Below are 21,598 nucleotides of genomic sequence, written 5' to 3'. Positions count from 1 at the left end.
CGTGGTGGCCGATCTGCCATAATGGAATGCGGTGCGCGGTCTGCGCCGCTGTGGGGTCGGCGGATCAACCGACCGACCGAGTGAGAACGACCGAGTGAGAAGGATGGTTATGAGCGACGTCGTGAAGCTGGTGGTTGCCACCCATAACGAAGGCAAGCTGGTCGAGATCCGCCGTATTCTCGCTGAGGATCTCGGCGCGGATGCGGATCGCATCGAGCTGGTGTCGGCCGGTTCGCTTGGTCTGCCCGATCCCGTGGAGACCGGCGTGAGCTTCGAGCAGAACGCGCTGCTCAAGGCCCGCGACGTGGTTCGTCGAACCGGTCTGCCGGCAGTGGCCGACGATTCCGGTCTGATCGTGGATGTGCTCGGCTCGGCCCCAGGCATTCTTTCCGCACGCTGGGCGGGCCGTCACGGCGACGATGTGGCCAATTACGAGCTGCTGCTCGCCCAGATCGAGGATATTCCCGACCGGAACCGCAATGCCCGGTTCCGTTGCGCAGCCGCGCTGGTGGTGCCCGAATCCGGTCAGAGTGCGGCACCGTACGAGATTCACAACGAAACCGTGCAGCTGGGCGATATGAAGGGCATGATCAACCGTGCCCCGAAGGGTGAACATGGATTCGGCTACGATCCGATCTTCGTGCCTGAGGAGCAGCCCGCCCGTGCGGTCGAGGCGGGCGTGACGCTGACCAGCGCCGAGATGACGTCCGATGAGAAGAACGCGATCTCCCATCGTTCCAAGGCTCTGAAGCGTCTGGTTCCGCTGATCCGCACCATGGTGTTGGACGCCGACTGATCGACTGATCCGGCTAGTTATCTTCAGGCCGGGATCAGGAAGTTGATCGCGGTGAGGGCGATCATGCCGAGGATCGCCGTGACCGACAGGCAGAATCCCGCCATGCGCGCATTGCCGAGCACCTTGTCGGAGAACAGCGTGGCGAAGATGGCGGTGGGAGCGAAGCACAGCATCACCACGGCCTTGCGGATGCTCGCGTCGAACGGCAGCACGAACCAGGCGAATGCGGCGAACAGGGCCGCGAACGGCAGCCTCCATGCCAGTACGCGCAGCACCTGCTTCACGTCGTTTCGTCCGGCGGGAAGATCCATGAGCATGCCCACCATCAGCATCGAGCAGAAGCCGTTGGCGTTGGCGAACGGCTCCAGTACCGTGGAGACCACGCCGGGCAGGGTGACGCCGGTGAGCATGAGCACGATCATCAGCAGATAGCAGTCGAACGGCACCGAGGTGAAGAAGCCTTTGAGAATGTTCTTGATGGCGGCGATGCGGGCGAGGCGTCGGGCATCCTTGTCTTTCGGGGTGATTTTCGGCAGCACCGGAGCGTCGCCGGCCCCCTGTTCCTTGAGTGTTTTGCCGGGTTGGATGTGCAGCAGTCGAAGGGTGAGCAGATTGCTGCCGGCGGACACCACCACGCAGTTGCCCATGTCGAACATCGCGCCGGGCACCAGGGAGGCCGAACCGAGCATGCCCTGCATCACCGGGAAGCAGAAGTTGCCGATGTTGAATCCGGCGCCGTTGAGCATCAGGAACGCCCGTTCGCTCACCGGCCTGCGACGGCTGGCGAAATACAGGATCGGAATCGGGATCATGCCGCAGACGAATCCGAACAGCGTGACCCACAGCAGGCTCAGATCATGCGAATTGTTGAGGAACGACACGATGATCGCCGCGGGAAGCGTGAGGTTGAACACCACGCGCTGCAGAACGCGATAGTCATTGTCGCCGAAGATATGGAAGCGTTTGAATCCGTATCCGACGAAGATGATGAGCAGCAGAGTGATCGGATGGATCAACGACGACATGGCTGACGGCATTTCGGTTCCTGCGATTCTCTCGGTGTTGTGGATGGTGTTGGCGGATGATGCTGGTGTTGGCGATGCGTAGGGTTTTTGTAGGGGATCGGTGCGAAGTCGGGTAGGTATGGCGTTGGTGTGGGCGGGCCATCGGAGTGCCGGGATGTTTCACGGAGAACATGTGCGCGGAACATCGGCGGCTGCATGAACCATGGTGCGCGAGATGGGACTCGAACCCACACGTCAAAGACACAGGAACCTAAATCCTGCGCGTCTACCAATTCCGCCACTCGCGCTTACTGCACATTGCACATGCTTGCATATATGCAAAACCCTAGGCGTTGGGGCCTAGGGTGCGGAGCCACTTGACAGAATCGAACTGTCGACCTGCTCATTACGAGTGAGCCGCTCTACCGACTGAGCTAAAGTGGCAAATTGTTGGTGCAAGAGCACACAGAAAGAATATTCTAGGGTCGAATTCCGATTTTGTCTAATCGAAGCCGATCGGCGCGTCACGCTCGCCGGGTTGACCGTCGATCGGCGGGGCGCGTGCCGTGCGGTGACGTAGGCCGTGGAACAATGGGCGTATGACGAACGACGATTTCCATGCGCTTATTCCGGCCGGCGGGGCGGGGTCCCGTCTGTGGCCGATCAGCCGTCGGAACAGGCCGAAGTTTCTCTATGACTTTCTCGGATCCGGCCGTACGATGATCCAGTCCACATTTGATCGTCTGGCCGCCATAGCCGGTGCGGATCACGTTTCCGTGATCACCGGCGTGGCGCATGAGGCGGCCGTGCGCGCGCAGCTGCCGGATCTTGACGGCCGTAATCTGTTCTGCGAACCGGTGGGGCGCGACTCCACCGCCGCGATCGCCCTGCCCGCCGCGATTCTGGCTAACCGGTACGGCCGCGATTGCGTGATCGGATCGTTCGCCGCCGATCATGTGATCCGCGACGACGAGACCTTCGGCGACTGCGTCCGCGAGGCGGTTGCGGCCGCACGGGTCGGCTACGTGACCACGATCGGCATCGCGGCAACCCGTCCGTCCACCGCGTTCGGCTATATCCGTCAGGGCGAGTCCTTGGCCGATCGGGCGCCGGGCGCCCCTCACGCCCGCGTGGTGAAGGCGTTCGTGGAAAAACCGGACGCGGCCACGGCCGCCGCTTATCTGGATACAGGCGAATACCGGTGGAACGCCGGCATGTTCGTGATGAAGACGGGGGTATTGCTGGATCTGCTCAAGCAGCTGAAGCCGGAGATTCATGCTGCGGTAACCGAAATCGCATCGGTGTGGGACGGTCCGGTCGAGGTTCGCGATGAGGCGATGGAGCGGATCTGGCCGGGGGTCGAAAAAATAGCGTTCGACTATGCGGTGGCGGAACCGTTGTCTGCCAAGGGGGGAGTGGCGATGGTCCCCGGCGGGTTCGGTTGGGACGATATCGGTGATTTCAATTCCGTGGCGGCGCTGATTCCCAGTGCCGACGCGTTCAACAACAAGATCATCGGGGACGCCGGGAAGGTACTGTGTCTGGATTCCGCGGGCAACGTGATCGCACCCGAATCGGGCCGTATGGTGGCCATGCTCGGCGCCGACGATCTGGTGGTGATCGATACGCCCGACGCGCTGCTGGTCGCGCCGCGGGCGCGCAGTCAGGAGGTCAAGCGCATGGTGGCCGCGCTGGCGACACGGGGTGAGGATGCGGTGCTGTGACCTGCGGTCGTTTGACTACTGTTCGGCGGTCGTTCGGCGTGTCCGCGTCGGATCGCCGTTTGGTCGGTCGTCTTGGCGCCTGACCGGTCGAATCGGTGTCGTTTTGGTGTTGCGAACGGTAACGGGATCTTAACGGATTCCGAACGGAGGGCGTCGACGATAACCCTAAATTATTGCACGTTCTAACGCACAAATACCAACATTTTTGTGCGAATAACTCTGTCCGCCGAGCACAGTATCGTGAGATTCGGAACAAGGTGGTGCGTATACGCCCGCCGCTTTCAAATGATGAAAGGACCGTTCAATGGCCATTAATCCTCCTATCGACGCCACCCAGACTCCCGCCTGGGCCGAGCTGCAGAAGCACTACGACGCTCTTCAGGCTGAAGGCGTCGACCTCAAGAAGTGGTTCGCCGAGGATCCCGAGCGTGTGGAGAAGCTGAGCTTCGAGGCCGGCGACCTGCACTTCGACCTTTCCAAGAACCTCATCAAGCCCGAAACCATCGAACTGCTCGCCAACCTCGCCAAGGACGTGAAGCTGGACGAGCGCATCAAGCAGCAGTACACCGGCGTGCACATCAACAACACCGAGGATCGCGCCGTGCTGCACACCGCGCTGCGTCGCCCGGAGGAGGATGAGGGCAAGTACATCGTCGACGGTCAGGACGTGGTCAAGGACGTGCGCGAGACCCTCGGGCGCATCTACGCCTTCGCCGACGACGTGCGCTCCGGCAAGTGGACCGGCATCACCGGCCGCAAGATCGAAACCGTGGTCAACATCGGCATCGGCGGCTCCGACCTGGGTCCCGTCATGGCCTACGAAGCCCTGAAGCCCTACGCCGACGCCGGCATCTCCGCCCGCTACATCTCCAACATCGACCCGAACGATCTGGCCGAGAAGACCAAGGGCCTCGACCCGGAGACCACGCTGTTCATCATCGTCTCCAAGACCTTCACCACCCTCGAAACCCTGACCAACGCCCGCGAGGCCCGCACCTGGCTGCTTGAGGAGCTCGTCGCCTCCGGCGCGATCTCCGACGGCGACGAGGCCCAGAAGGCCGAAGCCATCAAGAAGCACTTCGTGGCCGTCTCCACCAACCTGGAGAAGGTCGAGGAGTTCGGCATCGACCCGTCCAACGCCTTCGGCTTCTGGAACTGGGTCGGCGGCCGCTACTCCGTCGATTCCGCCGTCGGCACCTCGCTCGCCGTGGTGTTCGGACCGGCCCGCTTCGAGGAGTTCCTGCACGGCTTCCACGAGATCGACGAATACTTCGCCAACACCCCGTTCGAGAAGAACGTCGTCGCCCTGCTCGGCCTGCTCAACGTGTGGTACCGCAACTTCTTCAAGGCCGCTTCCCACGCCGTGCTGCCCTACGACCAGTACCTGCACCGCTTCCCGGCCTACCTGCAGCAGCTCACCATGGAATCCAACGGCAAGTCCGTGCGCTGGGACGGCACCCCCGTCACCACCGAAACCGGCGAGATCTTCTGGGGTGAGCCCGGCACCAACGGCCAGCACGCCTTCTACCAGCTGATCCACCAGGGCACCCAGCTCATCCCGGCCGACTTCATCGCCTTTGCCAACACCCCGAACCCGGTGAAGGACGGCGATCAGGACGTGCACGAGCTGTTCCTCGGCAACTACCTCGCCCAGACCAAGGCCCTCGCCTTCGGCAAGACCGCCGATGAAGTGCGCGCCGAAGGAACCCCGGAGGAGATCGTCCCGGCCCGCGTGTTCAAGGGCAACCGTCCGACCACCTCGATCTTCGGCGTGGCCCTCACCCCGTTCTCGCTCGGTGAGCTGATCGCCCTGTACGAGCACATCACCCTCGTCGAGGGCACCGTGTGGGGTCTGGACTCCTACGATCAGTGGGGCGTGGAGCTCGGCAAGCAGTTGGCCAAGCAGATCACCCCGGCCCTGTCTCAGGACGACAAGGCCCTCGCCGATCAGGATGCCTCCACTCAGGCTCTGATCAAGTTCTACCGCGAGAAGCGCGAGTTCTGATCGGATGTCGATCGGGCTGTGATCGGGTTTTGGCCTAATCGGTCCGTGATCGGAACCGTGACCATCGGTTTTCACGGGCGGCGATCTCCTCATCGTGAGGGATCGCCGCCCCTGCGTTTTTGTTTCCCCTATGACCTTCCAGGGCTCAGGCGAGCCGACAGACGAGCTGGTGGGATGCGGCCGCTTTCAACCGCAACAGTGGTCAGATGCCCCTCATCAGTCGGCTAATGCCGACAGCTTCCCCCACTGGGGAAGCCAAATGTCTGTGACCTTCCCCTTGAGGGGAAGGTGGCCGATGAAATCGGCCGGATGAGGTGAGAACGAAGCTCGCCTTATCCGCTGTCCGTCACTGCATGTCGAGCGGTTCCTTCTCCGTTGGCGCGGGGAACGCCCGGTCGAGCGCGGTGATCTCGTCGTCGCTGAACGTGATGCTGCGCGCCCGGAGATTGCTGCGCAGATGCTCCGCGCTGCCCGTGCATGGAATGGCGATCATATCGTCTCGGCGCAGCACGAATGCGAGCAGTATCTGTATCGGATCGGCGTCATGCGCGGCGGCGATACTGCGCACAACCGGCGAGGAGGTCAACCCGCTTCGCAGCGTACCGGCTTGAGCCAGCGGACAGTATGCCATCATCGGCATCCGGTGGGCGTCCATCCACGGCAGCAGATCATATTCCACGCCGCGCGAGCCGAGATGATACAGATCCTGATTCACTGCGCAGGCATCACCCCCATCCGTGGCGAACAGCTCCTGCATGTCCGCGGTATCGAAGTTCGAAACTCCCCAATTGCGGATCAGTCCGTCCGATTTCGCCTGTTCCATGCATTCGACGGTTTCGGACAGTGGGATCGAACCCCGCCAGTGCAGTAGATACATGTCGAGATAATCCGTGCCGAGCCGGGAAAGCGACGCCTCCAGACTTTGCCGCAGATGCCGACGCCCGGCGTTATGCGGATACACCTTGGACACGAGGAACAGCCGCGAACGGTCGTGGTTCTTGATGGCCCGGCCGACCAGCGATTCGGCCTTCCCGTCGGCGTACATCTCGGCGGTGTCGATCAGTGTGATCCCGGCATCGAGGCCGGCTCGCAGCGCGTTGAGCTCCTGCGACTGCGGTCGTCGTCCCTCCGCCAGATGCCATGTCCCCATGCCGAATCGGGGCATCGACGTGCCGTCGGGTAGCAGCACGGTGTCCTGTGCAGTGTCTTCCATGGTGCCCTGCACGGTGTTACGAATCTGCGCGGTTTCCCGAATCATGATGCCCATCCTCCCCTGATTTTCGTACCGATGATAGGTCGTTTGGGGGTATGGTCATCAAACTCGGTCCGCGAGATGGAACCCGTGCCGATCGGGGATGAGACGGTACTGATCAGGATTGGTCTGCTCGGAGGCGGTGCTGATTGGGAGGAGGTGGCATGCTGAACTGGATGGAGCAGTGCTGATCGGGGTGAAATGGTGTGGTCAGGGTGAAATGGTGTGGTCAGGGTGAAGCGGTGTGGTCAGGGTGAAGCGGTGTGGTCGGAAAGGGAATGTTGCTGATTGACAGGGGAGTGGAATCATGGGGTGCGGTGATTGGCTTCTCGCCCGGTGTGGAAGTCGTTGTGCGCCAGTTTTCTGGGCTTCCCCCTTGGGGGGGGCTGTCGGCGTAGCCGACTGATGAGGGGCGTCGGGCGAGGTGCTGGTTGGAATACGAGCCGACAGGCGAGCCCTTCGGTTGCCGGCTTCTCGGCGGCATTTGCTGAACCGGTCGAGGGTGAGCACGATCCGATCCGTTGAAGCCGTTGGCGAGATTGCGGAATCCGTTGTCGACTGGATAGTACTTGCATTGCGGGTGCGGCATTCGCCGTACGACCTGTTCCCAGTCCGGCATGTCTTGGATTTCGGGCGCATCGCGAAGACTCATCAAGGTGGACATCAGTTTTTCTCGTGCGATGTAATCTACCACTGCTGTATCTCCATATTTTCGGTATGCCGAAAATCAGAGGTTGTATAGTGTTGGATTCCCAGTGTGATTGTGTTCGCTGATTATTGGCTGACGTCATCGTCTTTTCCTCTGAAAGGTATGCTTTTTGCGTGTATGGGATGTTGATTTAGGGGGTATGCTTGTCGGAATCGAGTGGCAGTATGAGAGGTTGAAAGGATGATTCCGAAAGGGAGGTTCAATGATGATCTCAAGGAAACCTGTACGCTCGGGTAGATTATGGAAAATCGGCATAGGGATGATCGCCTCGATCGCCATGCTGCTGCCGATGGGGGCCGTGGCCAACGCGGCTGAGGCTTCCGGGGATGCCTCCGCTGCCACCGGTGACGTCGCCATCAACGCCAAGAACTTCCCGGATGCAGAATTTCGCTACCTGTTGTCAAATGGTAGCTATGATAAAAACTGGGACGGTGTCCTTAGCTTTGCTGAAAGAAATGCCGTCACTGAGATAAATTTTGATTCTTTTGTTAAATCATCCAAAGGCATCGAATGGTTTCCGAACCTTTCCGTTTTGCAAAGTTCTGCTAATTCGACTGATGGCGGTACTCAGTTAGCTTTTTTGGATGTGTCACACAATCACAAGCTAACGTATCTCAATCTAGACGGTACGCAATTGAACTCTGTAGATGTGTCGCATAATCCAATGTTGCAGTCTCTTCAGATTACTGGTGAAACTCTATACGTTAAAGGCAAGAGATTGGCTTCTTTGGATGTATCGCACAATCCTCAATTGCAGGAACTATATCTGGAGGGGAATCGGCTGACGACGCTTGATGTGTCTCGTAATCCCCTGCTTAAAGAATTGACTGTTGATGATAATCGTTTGTCGTCTTTGGACGTGTCTCGTAATCCGAAGATTGAACGATTGACGGTCAGTGGGAATCATTTGTCTTCCTTAGATATATCTCATAATTCTCACCTTGACTATTTGCTTGTTGATGGTAATCGCCTATCCTCCTTGGATGTATCTCATAACTCGAAACTTTCTGGCATGCAAGCGTCAGAGAATCGTTTGTCGTCCTTGGATTTGTCACATAATCCTGAGCTATCGTATCTACGGGTTGGCGACAATCCTTTGGTTGCGTTGGATATATCGCATAATCCAAAGATGACATTGCTGGATGCGAGGAATACCCAGATTTCTTCTTTGGATGTGTCTCATAATCCGAAATTGGATTCTTTGAATGTTCGAGGAAGCCAGCTATACGCGTTGGATGCATCTCGTACCCAATTGGAGTGGCTTGACACAGATCTGAGCGGCAATCGTATGCTTGCCTATCAGGAATCTCATAACCATCACGCAGTCACGGTGGGTGGTCAGCGTGCTTATCCGGTGGATGGGCGTTCATTGAACTTGAAGCGGTTGATTCCGTGGTTCGACCTGTCGAAGGTGTCGAATGTGAAGGGCGGCACGATCTCGCGTGCGGGTGTGATCGCGCCCGTGGCCGGCGCGAAGCCGGGTGCGGTGGTGTCGTACGACTACGCGGCCGGAGCCTCGGGCACGCTGCACGCCAGCGTGAGCTTCACGATGAAGGGCGCGCCCGCTCCGGCGTACCGTACCGTGGTGTTCAACTCCAACGGCGGTTCCGCGGTGGCGTCGCAGAGGGTGGCCAACGGCGGCAAGGTCAGGCAGCCGGCGAATCCGACGCGTTCGGGCTACACGTTTGCGGGCTGGTACTACGGCAACGCGAAGTGGGACTTCAACCGCGGCGTGACGGCGAACATCACGCTGACCGCCCGGTGGACGAGGAACGCGACGCCGACGAAGCCGACGCAGCCTACCGTGAAGCGGGTGCCGGTGTACCGCGTGTACAACCGCAACTCCGGCCTGCACCACTACACGACCAGCGCCGCGGAGCGGAACATGCTGGTTCGTCTGGGTTGGCGTGACGAGAGCCGGGGCGCGTCGTTCGTCACCGTGGGCAGGGGCACGCCCGGCGCCCGTCCGGTGTACCGCGAGTACAACAGGCGTTCCGGCAACCACAACTGGACGCTGAACAAGCGGGAGCACGACATGCTGGTGCGCCTCGGCTGGAGGAACGAGGGCGTCGCCTGGTACGCGCCCTCGAACGGCAGGCCGGTGTACCGTCTGTACAACCGTAATTCCGGCGAGCATGTGTACACGACGAGCTACGGCGAGTACCGTGCGGTGGTGAAGGCGGGCTGGCGCGGCGAGGGCGTCGCGTGGAAGTCGCTGTGAGTTAGTTTCCTGGCTTCCCCTCGTAGGGGAAGCCTGATTGCGCACTTCGTGTTGTACGCCTGTGAGCTGGTCTTCTTGGCTTCCCCCTGGGGGGGGCTGGCAGCCGTCAGGCTGACTGATGAGGGGTTGCGGGCAAGGCTCGACTAGAACGTGTCGGGTGTGTTGTTCGATCCACATCATCAGTCTCGTTTCACTCGACAGCTTCTCGGTAGCATCGGTCGGTCTTTCGCCTGTGTTCTGTCCGCTCGCCTGTCGGCGAGCCTGAACCCTGGAAACGACTCTGCCGTTTCCTTGACGGGTTCAGCCTAGGGGGAAGCTCGTTTGTGCCCGTCTGCGGTTCGTGACCGGACATAGCCGCCGTCACTGGGCATACCTACCGTCACCGGGTATGGGTGTGCCCGGTGACGACGGTTCGGGATCGTTGAAATTATAGGGATTGTGGGGTTGCGTCACCGGGTGTGGGTGTGCCCGGTGACGCAGCCTGTACTCTGTGACGCAACCTGTACCCGGTGACGTAATCCGCGCTTGATTCCATGAATGCCTAGGCTGGATGGACGATGGACTAGGGTGTGTAAATCCTGATCTGCGCCTTAGTCCATCGGAATTCGATACCCGAGATTTCAAAAACCTTGGAATCATGCGGTTTTGGAGTTCGTACAGGTTCGATCTGAATGGATTAAGGCACATTTCACTCAAAACTCGCCTTAGTCCATCGCCTTGGTTCAGTCAGATCGTTCGGTGATTCTCGCGGAGCCATATTGGCTCGTGATCTCTTGTGGCTCTTGTCTTCTTGCCGATCGCATCCTTGACTTCCGATCTTTCGGCCTTCCTGTCTTTCAACCTCCTGCATATCTTGCTGCACAATCCCGCAGATCATCTGAGCGCTGCCACTGTCCTCAATCTCCAACTCCCCTCTTCCCGCACTGTCTTCACTCCCTCCGTATCTCTCACTCCCTCCACATCTCCTGATCCACCATCGTCGGTTTCTCGCCGAAAGATATCGGTTCTTGCTGTTCTCTGCGGCCCCAAGTTAATTTTGGATTAATCTCCGATCGGAAGCTGCCGCTTGTACAGCGCCCCCTCCATAATGGATATGGAGGGGGCGCAATGATTGGGCGCGATCCCCGAATGCCGATTGAGAAGGGGTTTGGGTCTCGACCGGATCGGTTCCGAGAGGAGAGAATCATGAAACGCTTGCGAAGCGTATTCGCTGGGATTCTGTCTGCAATGCTCACCGTCGCCATGATTGTTGGCTTCGGCGCATCGTCGGCAGTCGCCGCAGGAGGAACCATAACTGCGGCATCGCAGTCGACCCATAACGCCATCGTGTTGGTGCTGGATAATTCGGGCAGCATGTACGGTGAGCCGATCGAACGGTTGAAGACCGCGACGAAACAGTTCGTGGACAAGATTCTGAGTAAGGATCCGCAGAGCCAGATTTCGCTGATCGCCTTCAGCGATGACGCCACCGTTCAGGATTTCACCAACGATAAGAACACGTTGGATAACTTTGCGGATAAGAATCTGTTCGCCGACTCCGGTACGAACGTGACGGCGGGACTCCAGAAGGCCGACGAGGTGCTGAAGAACTTCAAGGACACCGCCTCGACGAAGTACGCGCGCAGCATCGTCACCATGTCCGACGGCTGGCCGAACGATTCGACGTCCTCCACGGATCAGGCCAAGTCCATGTTCGCGGATTACAACATGTACTCGGTCGGTTTCTACCCATATCAGGACAATTCCGCCAGCACCTTCATGAAGTCGATCCAGAACAAGGGCTACTTCGAAGCCAACGACCTCGATGCGCTGATCCAGAAATTCATCGAAATCGTCAATGTGATTCTTAATCCTCTGACGATCGAATTATCAACCAAGAAGTGGCAGCAAACATATCCGACTAAAGAGACATTCTACGAAATCACGGCGAAGATCACCAATCCGAACAACAATGCGGTATCGGATGTCACCGCTTCATTGTCAACGGATAAGAATCTTGCCATTACGGGGAACTCGAAGAAAACCATCGGAACGATTGACGCCAAGAAGTACCGAGTCGTCACTTGGGATAAGGTCGTGCCGCAGGTTGAAGGTTCTGCAGGCGTCAGCGCCGTATTTGAAGTTACCGCCGAAGGACATAATATGGCGAGTATCTCCAAGCAGGGGAAGATCATCCTTCAGCAGGGCGTGAAGAACAACGAGCTTGATTTTTCGAAGGATACGTGGGCGTTTGAAAACTACGTTGAGCCTCGTGGATACGCTTTGACCGACAGTGATCGTGAAGCGCTGCTGCACGGTCTTGATTCCACGTCGACCGAAGAGGTGCTTGCAAATCTCAGTACGGACAGCGGCGGGAAAAACGATAAGTCTTCCGGCGGAAGTTGCTTTGGTTTTGCCGTAACCTCGGTTCTGGCCAAGATGAATGTGGCGTCTCCCGTTTCCCGCCAGCAGGGTGCGAAAAGCGTGCATGACATGAAGGAAGGAAAAACGGGAGGATCCGTACATTCCTACATCAATTACTACTGGTTCACGCAGCTCCTAGATCCCGTAAAAAGTGAGGAGCAGAAGTTCTTGGATAAGAGCAATACCACTGATGGGCAGAAACAGCAGGTCGCGGAAATCAAGCGCAAGGTTCAGCAGGTTAAAACCGGCGGAGCCCCCGTTGTTTTGGGGTTCGGAGTCGAATACTCCGATCCTGCAAAGGGTGGCGCTCATGCGGTAGTAGCCGATAAATACGAGACGCTTAAGAATAGAGTCATCGATGGGCATACCTTCAATGGCCGTGTGCATATCTACGACAACAATCATCCCGATCAGCAGGATATCTATCTGTACATTAATGATCAGACCGGAGATTGGAAGTACAACGTACCGGGAACGACACGGGATCTCGAGAAGGATGCCAATTCGTTCGGAGTCAAGCCGGGATCCGATTTCTCGATATGGGATAAGATAACGGGTGCTCATCGCGGATATTTGGTGTTTGCCAGCAATAATACGTCAACGTGGCTGGACAAGGACATCGATACAGAGCATGCCAACGTCAAAGCTGAATTTATTGCTGGCTGGCGGACTCTGGCAGCCTATGCCGCTCTGCATAGAGGTGCGCAATCGTGGGAGATCGAGAAGATTCTTCGTGGACAATACTCCGACATTCCTTCGTATCGTCCCAGCACTGATAAAGCTTCCAGATCCGATGCGCACTTTGTATTGCCGGATAAGCAGTCCTCGTATACGGTGACCGGCAATGGATACTACGACTACTCGCTGGATTACGTGGATTCGCTGGTATCCGTCAAATCCGACAGGGCGGCATCCGCCACGTTCTCCAAGGATGGCGATGCCAGCCTGACCGGTAGCAAGGGCTCCTATGAGCTTTCCTCCACGCTCGACAGCAAGAAGAAGCTGTTCACCTATACGGTGAGCGGCAAGGATTCCTCCAATGTGTCCTTGGACAGGACCACTGCGGGGTATGTCGTTTCCGGTGATAATCTGGCCAACGCGAAAATCACCGCGAACGATGCGGACACCACCAAGTCGGTTGCGCTGAACACCACGGCCAAGAAGGTTCTGGTTACCGATGACGGCAGCAACGTCAAGGCGGCGGTCGACAAGGATAACAACGGTTCGTATGAGACCGTGATCGCCAGCAGCGATGGCAACCAGAACGGCAACGGCGGAACGAATGGCGGTGGTGTCACGCCGGTTGCGCCGAATGGCGATAACGGCTCGCACTCCACCGCTGCGAACGGTTCGAATGGCTCTGCCGTTGCGAATGCCGGAACGGAAACCGGTGATAATGCCAAGGCCAATGCTTCCGATAATGCCGACGGGAACGCGAAGCGACTGTCGAGCACCGGCGTTGCGATCGTGACGATCGGTGCGGTTGCCGGCGTGCTGCTGGTGGCCGGTGTCGTCATCTTCATCGCCCGTCGACGCCGAGCCGACTGATGGTCAGCCGATAGACACAGGCAGGAAGGTGCAGACAGGCAAGTAAAGACAGGTAAGGAAAATGCGCGGATGATCGTGTGACGATGATCCGCTGAGCCTCGAAGGGGCGGCCCGATTCATGCCGGACCGCCCCTTCATGTCGGACCGCCCCCTTCTGCCATGACATCGATGTGACCGGGCATATCTCTTGTCACGGGGTATGGGCATGCCCGGTGACGGTGGTTTGGAATCGTTGGAATTATTAGGGTTTGTGGCGTGTGTTACTGGGTAAAGGTATGCCCGGTGACGGTAATATGCAGATTCGTTCAATGTACATTGATTTGTCTGTATTGATTCGTAGTGATTCGTTTGTATTCTGACCGGTTATTGGCGAGTTTCCTATAGGCCGCACGAAATCAGGCGGACTTTTCGAATGGATCCGCACATTTTCAGGCGCACTTTGCGGCGGATCGGGCCCTGCGATGCTCCGGAAGTCGTACGTGCCGTGCCGGATCGGCCGATTTCGCCGTGCCGGATCGGTCATTCGCCCTGCTCCGGGTGCCGGACGTCAGATATCGGAGTCCGGAATCGAAAGACGCATCGTGGCCATGTTCGGCCCTGCCCGGCCGTGTCGAATTGCACCGGTCGCACACTCGTCGTATAGTTAGGGCAGTCCGGAACGAGTTCTTAGTTCGGATTTTCGATGACGAGATGATGCCAGCGGCGAGGTAGTGCTCACCGTATGGGCATTTGCGTCAGAATACCCTGTGACCGCACCTTCGGGTCGTGTGATTGAGCCATGTGCTTCAATCGTCGTCATAGGTCAGACGAAAGGCAACACAACGTGGCAGATAGCCAGAATCTTGCAGCTATGAAGTTGGCTGAGCTCAAGGAGCTCGCCAAGCAGATGGGTCTGCGTGGTACCTCAACCATGCGAAAGGGCGAGTTGGTCAGCACCATCGAGGCCGCCCGCAATGGGGGAGAGGCCCCCGCCGGCGTGACCGTGCGAGTGCCGAAGACGGCCGCCAAGTCCGCCAAATCGAAGATTTCCAAGGTTTCGGCCGACGAGACTCAGTCTCAGACGCTTCCGGCCGCACAAACAGCACAAACCGAACAGTCCGCACAGTCCGAACCGGCTGCGCAGACCGCCGATGCGGGCAATTCCGCCGCCGCGGCTGAATCCCTCCCCGTTGCGACTCCGGCCGAAGCCGCACCCGCCGAAACCGAACCGGTTGAGGCGAAGTCGCTGCCAATCGACCTGCCGCTGCCGATCGCCGCGGCGTCCGATGGCGAAGGCGACGAGCAGCCCGTCAGGCGCTCCATCCGCAAGCGCGACGCCGAACCGCTGTCGCTGGACGAGATCGCTCTGCCCGCCCCCAAGGAGACCCCCGCTCGCAAGACACGCAACCGCAGGGCCGCGCACGCCGACGAGAACGCGAACCACGGCGGCGCCGGTACGCTTGATCTGAATCTCGATCTGCCTCGCATCCGCCGTCGCAAGGACACCGCGCCGGAACCGGAGACCAACGAGCATGTGCGCGATCTGGGCGACATCCTCGCCGCCCTACCGGACCGTTCCGACCGTCCGAACGATCGCAAGAGCACCAAGCGCCGCAATGATGATCGTCATCTCGACCGTTCCAATCGTGATCGTGCCGATCGCGACACCCGTTCCGATCGTTATGAGCAGGATGATGATCGTGATTTCGCACGTCGCAACCACAATGATCGCAACGATCGCCGCGGCAATGACCGTAATGACCGCAACGATCGCCGCGATCGTCGCGACCGTGATCTGCGCGGCGGCCGTGCCGACCGCGACTCCCGTATGCGCGAGGACGTTCCGCAGGAGGATCTCGTGCCGGTGGCCGGCATCGTCGACGTGCTCGACTCCTATGCCTTCGTTCGCACCAGCGGCTATCTGCCCGGTCCGAACGACGTCTACGTCTCCATGGGCCAGGTGAAGAAGTACGGTCTGCGTAAGGGCGACGCCGTGCAGGGCACCACCCGTCCGCCCCGCGAAGGCGGCCGTAACCAGCGTCAGAAGTTCGTGCCGTTGCAGTCCATCGAAACGATCAACGGCATGAGCATCGAGGAGGCGCAGAGCCGTCCGCATTTCAACAAGCTCACGCCGCTGTATCCGCAGGAGCGTCTGCGCATGGAGACCCAGCCGACCAAGCTCACCGGTCGTCTGATCGACATCGTCTCCCCGATCGGCAAGGGTCAGCGTGGTCTGATCGTCTCCCCGCCGAAGGCCGGCAAGACGATCACCCTGCAGCAGATCGCCAATTCCATCACCGCCAACAACCCCGAAGTGCATCTGATGGTGGTGCTGGTGGATGAGCGACCCGAAGAGGTCACCGACATGGAACGCACGGTTCAGGGTGAGGTGATCTCCTCCACCTTCGACCGTCCGGCCTCCGATCACACCATCGTCGCCGAGCTCGCCATCGAGCGTGCGAAGCGTCTGGTGGAGCTCGGTCAGGATGTGGTCGTGCTGCTCGACTCCATGACCCGTCTCGCCCGCGCCTACAACATCGCCCAGCCGGCTTCCGGCCGCATCCTCTCCGGTGGTGTGGACGCGCAGGCCCTGTACCCGCCGAAGAAGTTCTTCGGCGCGGCCCGCAACATCGAGAACGGCGGCTCCCTGACCATCATCTCGTCCGCACTGGTGGAAACCGGATCCAAGATGGATGAGGTGATCTTCGAGGAGTTCAAGGGCACCGGCAACATGGAACTGCGTCTGAGCCGCGAACTGGCCGACAAGCGTCTCTTCCCGGCCATCGACATCAACGCCTCCGGCACCCGCCGCGAGGAGCTGATCACCCCGCCCGCCGAGCTGGCCGTGGTCTACCGTCTGCGTCGTCTGATGGGCGGCATGGAGCCGGAGCAGGCCTACCAGACTCTGGTACCGAGGCTGAAGAAGACGGCGACGAACCGCGAGTTCCTGGCCGCCATCACCTCCACGATGCCGCAGAACAAGTAATCGAATCCGGCAGGTCGATTCCGGCAGGTGGATGCCGGCTGGTGGATTCCGGCAGACCTTTGCGACGGCCCGCTTCCCATAGGGGAGCGGGCCGCTTCCGTTTTTCGGATCATCCTACCGTGATTGGCCCGAACCTCGGGATATTCTAGGAACCATGAGCGAATCCGAAAGCAGCGACTGGCCTCGGCCGGCAGACATCCATTCCAATCAGCCCGTAATCGCCGTGGACGGCCGACCGGTCAGCGCGGCCGCCATCGCGCGGGCCTCATCGGTGAGCGATGAAATCGAAGCCGAACAATCGTCCACCATCGACGATGCGGCGGCCAGAAGCAATCCCGAAGTGGCCGAAGCCGTCAAACGCATCGAGGCGCTGCGGCAGACCATCGACAACATCGACGGCGCGGTGATCCACCTGCTGGCCGAACGGTTCAAGGCCACGGCATCCGTCGGCGTGCTCAAGGCCGGCGCCGGATTCGCCCCCGCCGACTACAAACGCGAGGACTATCAGATCGCCCGACTCCAGCGCATCGCCATCGACGCCGGACTCGACCCGAACATCGCCGAAATGTATCGCGAATTCGTCGTCACCGAGTCGAAGAAACGCCACAAGCGCATCGCCGAGGCGGGAGGAGATCCGGGCGTTCTCGATGTGTTCGCGTGATTCTCGACGTATTCGCGTGAACGCTCCCAAGCAAACGCCTCCGGTCGTGCAATAATCGGATATCTGATGGTTGTGTAGTGCTGTTCATGACCATGCGCCGAAGGAGGTGTCTGCGATCATGACATTGCCCGTCAACGGTTCCGGCCCCGCTGGAACACGGTCTTCCGGCATCTCCGCCAATGCGTTGGCCGAGCGACTGGTGGAGGCGGCGGCATATCTGCACCATCAGGAGGACGCTCGCGACATAGCACGGTATATGACCCAGTTCGCGCATCAGGTCATTCCGATCGCGGATGGCATATCCGTCAACGTGAGGGTATCGAGCCTCAATGCGTTTGCGACGCTGGGCGTGTTCGGGTATCCGCATTTTTCCGATACGATGCTGGTTCCCGAGAACACCGACCAGATGATGACCTCCGGCCGGGAGATCTGGGCGAAGACCGCGGAGGAATCCGAGTCGGTGGTGCGGGACGCGCAATGTCTCGGTGAGAATCGGTACGTCGCCGTGTCGTCGATGGGCATCAGGCATCAGAGTCTGATGATCATGCCGATCATGGTGGATGATCGTTTTCTCGGAACGATGCTGATCAGCAGCTGGACACGGCAGAACGCCTTTCGCGCCGATGATCGGGCGCGGTTGCGCATGCTCGCCCAGATCACCGCGCTGGCCTTGGACGATGCCCGATGCGCCACCATCTATCGGTCGGACGGACAATCCATCCGAGTGCCGATCCACGATACGGCTGCATATCGCCGATCTGCGGCCGGACTGCAGGCGGGCGGACGAACGAGTGGACAAGATGGACATACGGACGGGTGGTCGGAAACGCAGACGGAATCGCAGTCGGCCGATTCACGGACCGACGTCGGTTCTGCCATCACCGCCTCCGCGACCGACGTCGGCATCGGTCCGATCCCCGAATTCACGGATCGTGAGCTTTCAGTGCTGAAACTGATCGGCGCGGGATTGACCAGCCGCGAGATCGCCGATCAGCTGTTCATCAGCGTCAACACGGTCCGGACGCACCGGACCAATCTATTGGGCAAACTCAACGTGCACAGCTCTCCGGCAGCCGTGGCGAAGGCCCGCGAACTCGGCCTTTTGCACTAGTGCATGTCACGCCGATGCATGAGACGGGGCACGGCGAATCACGCGTTTCTCACGCCGCGGTCTCATGCCGTCGGCACATAGGATGAAGGCACATCATCACCCTGGTCGTCACGACGGCCACACTGCAATGACGCAATGATGCCCACGATGCGAGGCCGCGACACGTATGCCGACGCATCCTCATCCTAAGGAGAAGCCGATGATCCTACAGAAGATTCCATTGGCGCACGGACCGTTGCCCGACGACGAGCACGGTCATCCATTCAGCTGCTCCAGATACGCGAACGGTCCGCTGGATCTTGCCGACTACGGGTATGTGGAGGAGGAGTATCTGCTCGAAGGCGAGGCGGACACCTACACGGAACACCGATCGGCGGAATCCGAACCGACGGAACCTGCGGCCGGCGAGGCGAGACCGGACGGCAGGCCGGTGCACTACGTGACCCGAATCCTCGTACGTCGTCCCGCGAGCGGCGGCTCCGCGAACGCGTGTCTGAGCGTGCTCAACGCCTCGCAGGGTTACGACATCGAAGACGACTGGCGGCGCGCATGGGACTACATCATCGCCAACGGCGACTGCTACGTGGGGGTGACCAGCAAACCCATCAACGCCGATGCCCTGCACAACTTCGATCCCGAACGATACGAGCGGCTCACCTGGGGCGGCACGCTGCCGGGTTTGCACGCTCAGCCCGGCTGGAATCCCTTCCAGGTCATCGAAGGCAGTGAGGAGGGGCTGGTATGGGACATTCTCGCCCAGGCAGGGGCATGGGTTCGATCCGGCGGATCGTTTCCCGCGCCGAAGCACGTCTTCATGATGGGACAATCGCAGTCCGCCATCTACACCAATACGTATCTCACCTATTTCGATGATCTGCTGGTCGATGAAAACGGTCGGAGGATCTTCGACGGCTACCTGCCGGGAGCCGGATCGGTATTGTGCCGGGATCTCAAGCAGCCGGACATGGGCGCCGCACACGACGGTGCAGACGGACGGACCGCGGGATTCGCGCCGAGACTGCTGCCACCGGCCGAGATCAGCGCGCCCGTCATCGCCGTCTCCACCGAAGCGGATACGCATCTGTTCGCAGGGCTTGGAACCGGAGCCGAAGCATTTACCTTGGGCGACGGCCCGCTGCGACGGCACTGGCATGTGGCCGGAGTGCCGCACTCCGACGCACGATCCCGCGTGATTCCTCGCGACGACGAGATCATCCGGGCCGGACGACTGCCACGCAATCGGGACGGGGAATGGCTGCGCTCGCTGATCACCCTGCCGGTGGAGCCGGTGATCACCGCGGCCATGACGGCGATCTCCCGTTGGGTGGAGACCGGCGTGCCGGCGGCGAGCAGCATTTACTTCGACGTTGCCGCTGCTGATTCGGGCTCCGCCGATGCCGATAGACGGTTCGTCGACGACGAGCATGGCAACCGTTCCGGAGGCATTCGACTCGGCATGCTCGTGCATCCGATCGCCGATTTCCATCCGGCTTCGCTGGAAGGCGGCGTCAGCGGCACGATGACCCTGCACGACGCCGAACGAGTGCAGGCCCTGTATCCCACCTGCGAGGCGTATCAGGAGGCATGCGATGCCGTGGATGATCGGCTCGAGGCGGCGGGATATCTGGAGCCGCACGGCCGCAAGGTGCTGCACAACATCGAGGCCGAACTCTGGCGGCGCTGCGTGGAAGGCCTCGATCCGTTCGAATACACGCCGCAGGAAGTCTGAACCCATCGGCGGGCACGTATCGGCCCGCCGAGTCCGTCCATCACCTTCCCGATTTCGTAGTCTTATCGTTTTGCCGATTCAAGGAGGAATAAGGCAATGTCTCAGTCTCATACCAATTCATCGGAGCAGCCCGTCGTCCCGGGCATTCAGGATTCCGAAGCGACCATGTCGGCCGAAGACCGCAGGAACGCGCGGCTCGCCGCCATCTCCGGATTCTTCGGTTCCACCATCGAATACTTCGATTTCGTCTGCTTCGCCACGGCTTCGGCGCTGGTGTTCAACAAGGTGTTCTTCGCCGGGTTCGGCGCGGTCGGCGGCACCATCGCCTCGTTCGCCACATTCGGCGTGGCGTACATCGCCCGTCCGCTCGGTGCGATCATCTTCGGCACGCTCGGCGACCGGCTAGGCAGAACGCACACGCTGATCATCACCCTGCTGCTGATGGGCACCGCCACGTTCCTGGTGGGATGCCTGCCCACGCCGCAGACCATCGGCATCGCCGCACCGATCGCGCTGGTGGTGCTCCGACTCGCCCAGGGACTCTCCGCGGGCGGCGAACAGGCCGGATCGAACTCGCTGAGCAGCGAGAACGCGCCGAAGGAGAAGCGAGGCGTGTTCACCGGGTGGACCATGATCGGCGTCGCCGTGGGCACGATGCTCGGTTCCGTGGCGTTCGTGCCGATCACGGCGATGGGCGAGGAGTTCCTGCTCGGCTTCGGCTGGCGCATCCCGTTCCTGGCGGCCGGCCCGCTGATGCTGTTCACCCTGTGGATTCGGGCGAAGGTGAAGGAACCCAAGGTGTTCACCGAACAGAAGGCGATGCGCGCGCAAAGCAAGGCCAAGGAGTCCGTGCCGCTGGCCGAGGTGCTGCGCTACCACTGGAAGAACCTGCTGCGCGTGATCGTCTGCTCGCTGTACGCGCTGATGGGCTCCATGACCAGCGTGTTCGGCCTCACCTACGCCACGCAGTACGCCGGCCTGGAATCGGCGAAATATCTGGGATTCAGCTCGATTCTCGGCTTGGTGATCATCCCGATCAGCCTGGCGTGGGCGTGGATCAGCGACAAGATCGGCAGGCGGCCGGTGTACATCATCTCCGTGCTCAGCCTGGCCGTACTGTTCCCGGTGTTGTTCGCCACCATGCACACGCATAACTGGGCTCTGATCCTCGGAGCGCTCGCGGTGCTGCAGCTTCTCGGCTGCGGCGGCAACATCGTGCAGGCGCCGATGTACACCGAGATGTTCCCCTCGCGTGTGCGGTACACCGGCTACGCGCTGGGCACCCAGATCGGTCTGATCGTCGTCGGATTCGCGCCGACCATCGCCGCGGCACTGGTCAAGCCCGGTCCGATGGGATGGGTTCCGGTTGCGATCTTCATTGCGGTGTGCATGGTGATGGCCGCCATCTCGGCGTTCACCGCCCGCGAGACCAAGGGGCTGAGCATCGAGGAGCTGGAGCGGTAACGAAAC

Annotated in this window: 13 protein-coding genes and 2 tRNA genes; 10 read left to right on the top strand and 5 right to left on the bottom strand. The window is 60.0% G+C overall.

Annotated elements, in window-relative coordinates; all coding sequences use genetic code 11:
• Positions 1-121: 121 nt before the first annotated feature.
• Positions 122-796: an RdgB/HAM1 family non-canonical purine NTP pyrophosphatase gene (gene rdgB / locus Uis1B_RS03725; protein WP_101615836.1), complete on the top strand. Its 675-nt coding sequence runs from the start codon at positions 122-124 to the stop codon at positions 794-796.
• Positions 797-819: 23 nt separating this feature from the next.
• Here rdgB and Uis1B_RS03720 read toward each other — a convergent pair whose 3' ends face one another.
• The 3 genes from Uis1B_RS03720 to Uis1B_RS03710 form a co-directional block, all read right to left on the bottom strand.
• Complete coding sequence (locus tag Uis1B_RS03720; RefSeq protein WP_101615834.1) at positions 820-1,821, bottom strand: AEC family transporter; 1,002 nt, start codon at positions 1,819-1,821, stop codon at positions 820-822.
• Positions 1,822-2,024: 203 nt separating this feature from the next.
• Positions 2,025-2,108, bottom strand: a tRNA-Leu gene (locus tag Uis1B_RS03715).
• A 63-nt stretch (positions 2,109-2,171) separates the two neighbouring features.
• Positions 2,172-2,244, bottom strand: a tRNA-Thr gene (locus Uis1B_RS03710).
• 155 nt (positions 2,245-2,399) lie between these two features.
• On the opposite strand from Uis1B_RS03710, the gene Uis1B_RS03705 reads away from it, so the two are divergent.
• Together Uis1B_RS03705 and pgi are read left to right on the top strand one after the other, a co-directional pair.
• Positions 2,400-3,524, top strand: coding sequence for a mannose-1-phosphate guanylyltransferase (locus Uis1B_RS03705; protein WP_101615706.1), 1,125 nt, complete (start codon positions 2,400-2,402; stop codon positions 3,522-3,524).
• Between the two features lie 304 nt (positions 3,525-3,828).
• On the top strand, positions 3,829-5,529 hold the full coding sequence (gene pgi / locus Uis1B_RS03700; protein WP_101615704.1) for a glucose-6-phosphate isomerase: 1,701 nt from the start codon (positions 3,829-3,831) through the stop codon (positions 5,527-5,529).
• Between the two features lie 346 nt (positions 5,530-5,875).
• Here the strand turns inward: pgi and Uis1B_RS03695 are convergent, their stop codons facing one another.
• Positions 5,876-6,787, bottom strand: a complete 912-nt coding sequence (locus Uis1B_RS03695) for an aldo/keto reductase (RefSeq protein ID WP_243390244.1) — start codon at positions 6,785-6,787, stop codon at positions 5,876-5,878.
• Between the two features lie 223 nt (positions 6,788-7,010).
• Positions 7,011-7,475 carry a hypothetical protein gene (locus Uis1B_RS03690; RefSeq protein ID WP_101615700.1) on the bottom strand — a complete coding sequence of 155 codons (465 nt, stop codon included), beginning with the start codon at positions 7,473-7,475 and terminating at the stop codon, positions 7,011-7,013.
• Positions 7,476-8,910: 1,435 nt separating this feature from the next.
• Between Uis1B_RS03690 and Uis1B_RS12305 the strand changes: the two genes are divergently transcribed.
• The 7 genes from Uis1B_RS12305 (at position 8,911) to Uis1B_RS03655 (ending at position 21,592) form a co-directional block, all read left to right on the top strand.
• Positions 8,911-9,711, top strand: coding sequence for an InlB B-repeat-containing protein (locus tag Uis1B_RS12305; protein ID WP_165782715.1), 801 nt, complete (start codon positions 8,911-8,913; stop codon positions 9,709-9,711).
• 1,185 nt (positions 9,712-10,896) lie between these two features.
• Entirely contained in the window at positions 10,897-13,662 is a 2,766-nt protein-coding gene (locus Uis1B_RS03680) for a vWA domain-containing protein (RefSeq protein ID WP_165782714.1), read from the top strand.
• A gap of 823 nt (positions 13,663-14,485) precedes the next feature.
• The gene (rho, locus tag Uis1B_RS03675; protein ID WP_243390243.1) at positions 14,486-16,627 is read left to right on the top strand and encodes a transcription termination factor Rho; all 2,142 of its coding nucleotides are present in this window, start codon (positions 14,486-14,488) and stop codon (positions 16,625-16,627) included.
• 307 nt (positions 16,628-16,934) lie between these two features.
• Positions 16,935-17,288, top strand: coding sequence for a chorismate mutase (locus tag Uis1B_RS03670; protein WP_243390249.1), 354 nt, complete (start codon positions 16,935-16,937; stop codon positions 17,286-17,288).
• A gap of 118 nt (positions 17,289-17,406) precedes the next feature.
• Positions 17,407-18,399: a LuxR C-terminal-related transcriptional regulator gene (locus Uis1B_RS12205; RefSeq protein ID WP_207763372.1), complete on the top strand. Its 993-nt coding sequence runs from the start codon at positions 17,407-17,409 to the stop codon at positions 18,397-18,399.
• 199 nt (positions 18,400-18,598) lie between these two features.
• Positions 18,599-20,128: an alpha/beta hydrolase domain-containing protein gene (locus Uis1B_RS03660; RefSeq protein ID WP_101615690.1), complete on the top strand. Its 1,530-nt coding sequence runs from the start codon at positions 18,599-18,601 to the stop codon at positions 20,126-20,128.
• Between the two features lie 96 nt (positions 20,129-20,224).
• Positions 20,225-21,592 (top strand): MFS transporter, encoded by a 1,368-nt coding sequence (locus Uis1B_RS03655; RefSeq protein WP_101615688.1) that lies wholly within the window; start codon positions 20,225-20,227, stop codon positions 21,590-21,592.
• The last annotated feature ends 6 nt before the right edge of the window (positions 21,593-21,598 follow it).

The sequence above is a fragment of the Bifidobacterium margollesii genome (genome assembly GCF_002860355.1).
Lineage (GTDB): Bacteria > Actinomycetota > Actinomycetes > Actinomycetales > Bifidobacteriaceae > Galliscardovia > Galliscardovia margollesii.
The sequence above is the reverse complement of the archived record's forward strand: the minus strand, read 5'-3'. Positions and strand labels throughout refer to the sequence as shown.

Excerpts from the sequence above, each read along its gene's own strand:
- Uis1B_RS03680 (WP_165782714.1), top strand. The coding sequence starts at position 10,897 with ATGAAACGCTTGCGAAGCGTATTCGCTGGGATTCTGTCTGCAATGCTC.
- Uis1B_RS03720 (WP_101615834.1), bottom strand. The coding sequence starts at position 1,821 with ATGTCGTCGTTGATCCATCCGATCACTCTGCTGCTCATCATCTTCGTC.
- Uis1B_RS03655 (WP_101615688.1), top strand. The coding sequence starts at position 20,225 with ATGTCTCAGTCTCATACCAATTCATCGGAGCAGCCCGTCGTCCCGGGC.
- Uis1B_RS03695 (WP_243390244.1), bottom strand. The coding sequence starts at position 6,787 with ATGATTCGGGAAACCGCGCAGATTCGTAACACCGTGCAGGGCACCATG.
- Uis1B_RS03660 (WP_101615690.1), top strand. The coding sequence starts at position 18,599 with ATGATCCTACAGAAGATTCCATTGGCGCACGGACCGTTGCCCGACGAC.
- pgi (WP_101615704.1), top strand. The coding sequence starts at position 3,829 with ATGGCCATTAATCCTCCTATCGACGCCACCCAGACTCCCGCCTGGGCC.
- Uis1B_RS12205 (WP_207763372.1), top strand. The coding sequence starts at position 17,407 with ATGACATTGCCCGTCAACGGTTCCGGCCCCGCTGGAACACGGTCTTCC.
- Uis1B_RS03705 (WP_101615706.1), top strand. The coding sequence starts at position 2,400 with ATGACGAACGACGATTTCCATGCGCTTATTCCGGCCGGCGGGGCGGGG.